Annotated in this window: 4 protein-coding genes; 3 read left to right on the top strand and 1 reads right to left on the bottom strand. The window is 47.3% G+C overall.

Annotation, left to right across the window (positions count from 1 at the left end):
* Positions 1–180: PEP-CTERM sorting domain-containing protein (locus A3751_RS15270; RefSeq protein ID WP_068457684.1), on the top strand; the 180-nt coding region annotated here is incomplete at its 5' end.
* A gap of 136 nt (positions 181–316) precedes the next feature.
* On the opposite strand, the gene A3751_RS15265 is transcribed toward A3751_RS15270, so the two are convergent.
* Positions 317–1,612, bottom strand: a complete 1,296-nt coding sequence (locus tag A3751_RS15265; protein ID WP_068457682.1) for an FAD-binding oxidoreductase — start codon at positions 1,610–1,612, stop codon at positions 317–319.
* Between the two features lie 97 nt (positions 1,613–1,709).
* Here A3751_RS15265 and A3751_RS15260 point away from each other — a divergent pair, with 97 nt between their 5' ends.
* The gene (locus tag A3751_RS15260; protein ID WP_068457680.1) at positions 1,710–2,258 is read left to right on the top strand and encodes a cupin domain-containing protein; all 549 of its coding nucleotides are present in this window, start codon (positions 1,710–1,712) and stop codon (positions 2,256–2,258) included.
* 18 nt (positions 2,259–2,276) lie between these two features.
* Positions 2,277–2,931: alpha/beta fold hydrolase (locus A3751_RS15255; RefSeq protein WP_068457678.1), on the top strand; the 655-nt coding region annotated here is incomplete at its 3' end.

Genomic DNA, 2,931 nt, shown 5'->3' with positions numbered 1-2,931 from the left:
ATGTTTGCTGGCGTTGATCGTATTGAAGTGCTTGGTACCACGATTGGTGGAACACGCAACATTGGTTTTGGTCTCGACAACATTGAGTTTCAATCGGTTCCAGAGCCAGGCACTCTCGCGTTGTTAGCGGGGGGATTATTTGGATTGGGTGCAGCACGTCGCCGCTCTATCAAAGCATAGTCAGAGCTGAGCCTTCCTATTTAGTTCGCAAATGGGCGAGTGTGATTGCACTTGCCCATTTTTCGCTTCTTCAGAAGTCAGTGATTTCTGATCCCTCAGCAAAAGCCTCATTTCGTTAGTAGAAAAAGTCTGTTGGCTAGAACAGGTCTTTGAATCGGTGATACAGCATTCCCGCTGCAAGCATTGGTGAGCGGAACCTTGGGCCTCCGGGAAAGCGCATGTGACTTACCTTTTCAAAAACTTCAATTCGATTGCTTTCGTTATTGATCGTTTCGGCAATTAATCGACCTGACATATGTGTTGCATTTACGCCATGTCCTGAATAGGCCTGCGCATAATATATGTTGTCTTGAAGCCGACCTACTTGAGGTAAACGATTGGCGCCAATTCCAATCATTCCACCCCATTGAAAGTCGATTTTTTTATGCGCAAGGTATGGAAACACTTTATCCAGGTTAGGCTTCAGCGCGTCTATGATTGATTTAGGATCTCTACCTGAGTACGTGCACAAACCGCCAAATAAAAGCCGGTTATCTGCAGACAAACGGTAATAGTCAAGATCCACTCTTTGGTCGCATACGGCCATGTCTTGCGGTAGCGCCCGTTGTGCTTCATCTTCTGTGAGCGGTTCGGTTGCGATGACATAGCTGCCAGCCGGTAGCACTTTCGCACTCAGTGTTTTATCCAAGTCTCCGACATAGGCATTTCCGCAGATGACTAGTTGGTCGCAACGGATCTCTGCTTTCTCTGTTTTGACAATGCATTGCGTGCCTTTCTGGATATCTATAACGCGAGAGTTCTCAAAGATTTTTGCACCTAGATTTTCTGCAATCCGAGCTTCGGCAACATTGAGTTTAAGTGGATGAAGGTGGCCGCTACCCATATCAATAAGGCCACCAATGTACTGGTCTGAGCCGACGACCTGATGCATTTCGTCTTTGCTAATGAGACGAGTTTTGTGCGGGTAGTTAATCGAGTCGAGCCACTCTTTGTCTTCAATAAAATCTTTGAGGTGTCGAGGTTTAGTGGCAAGGTCGCAATAGCCCCATTTAAGATCGCAATCGATTGCGTATTTCTCAACTCGCTGCTTCACAATATCGACTGCTTCAAAGCCCATGTCATCAATCGCTTTGATGCCCTCGGTGCCGATTTGATTCTTGAATTGATCTAGGCCGTGACCAATGCCGCGGATTAACTGCCCGCCATTGCGTCCTGAGGCGCCCCATCCAATGCGATACGCTTCGACCAAAATGACATTGATACCGCGCTCTCTCAATTCCAAAGCAGTGCTTGCGCCACTGAAACCGCCCCCGATAATACAAACCTGAGTAGAAAGCGCCCCCTTTGCTTGTGGGAAGCCCTCTTTGTCAGTCAGACTTGCTTCATAATAAGAGGGTGGATAGGTACGGGAGTGTGTGGAAGGGTTGAGCATGACTAATACCTTAAATACAGAATCAACTGTTTGATATATTAAGCGAGCGTGTGGGATAATGCACGACCATAAACCATAATTAAGCACGGAAGTAGCTATGGATGTAGGTCAGAGATTGCGCGAAGTGCGCAAAAAAACAGGCATATCTCAAAGAGAGCTTGCGAAAAGAGCCGGGGTTACAAACTCCACCATTTCCATGATTGAAAAGAACAGTGTTAGCCCAAGTGTAAGTTCACTTAAAAAAGTGCTGTCTGGCCTCCCTATGTCTCTGATGGAGTTTTTCGACTCGGAAGATTCTGCAAAAGTAGAGACGCCTGTTGTTTATCCTGCAGGCGAATTATTGGACTCATCAGTGAATGAGATCGAATGGAAATTAGTGGGTAAATCTTTTCCGAACAGACAGATGTCTTTCCTGGTTGAGCGTCTCCCTCCGGGCTCGGATACTGGTGGTGATATGTATGTACACGAAGGCGAAGAAGCCGGTTATGTTCTGGAGGGTCAGTTTGAGCTGACCGTCGACGGAGAGGTTTTTATCATTGGGCCGGGTGAGGGGTATTATTTTGACTCGAGAAGGGAGCATCGTTTTCGCAACCCCTTCGACGAAGACTGCCGCATTGTTTCCTGCACGACGCCGGCAGATTTCTAATTTTTCTGTCCGTCTTGAATGAAACTGTTTAGCAGGAAACTTGGCCCAGAAGAATCACTAAACCATGTGGTGATACTCCATGGTTTGTTTGCTGCATCGGACAATCTTCTGACGCTTGGGAAAGGACTGTCCGAGCAGTTCCGGGTTCACCTTTTGGATTTGCGCAATCACGGGCAATCTCCTCACTCGTCTCTGCTTGACTACGACGTCATGGCTAAAGATGTTATTGATTATTTGGACGACCAAAACATCAAACAGGCTGCGTTGATTGGCCATTCTATGGGCGGTAAAACGGCGATGCAGGTTGCATTGATGTATCCAGAGCGAGTCGAGGCGCTAATTGTTGCCGATATTGCGCCCGTGCAGTATTCACCAGGCCACGAACAGATACTCAGGGGCTTGGCGGAGCTAGCCGAGAGTCCGGTTGGTTCAAGGCAGGCTGCAGATGAAGCGTTGTCAAAATGGATCGAGGACTGGGGTGTTAGGCAGTTTCTTATTAAGAGTTTACGTCGAGCTGATGATGGAGACTCAGGATTGGTATGGCGATTTAACTTTGAAGCCATCAAAGCCAATTATACGAATATTCTAGCGGCACCGCATGGTGGTCGTTATGAAAAAAATGTGTTGTTCATTTCTGGCGCTCGCTCTGATTACATCCTTCCAGAGCATAAAG

It is taken from the genome of Oleiphilus sp. HI0080, from assembly GCF_001635135.1.
This window is presented reverse-complemented; position numbering and strand designations above follow the sequence as displayed.

Excerpts from the sequence above, each read along its gene's own strand:
- A3751_RS15265 (WP_068457682.1), bottom strand. The coding sequence starts at position 1,612 with ATGCTCAACCCTTCCACACACTCCCGTACCTATCCACCCTCTTATTAT.
- A3751_RS15260 (WP_068457680.1), top strand. The coding sequence starts at position 1,710 with ATGGATGTAGGTCAGAGATTGCGCGAAGTGCGCAAAAAAACAGGCATA.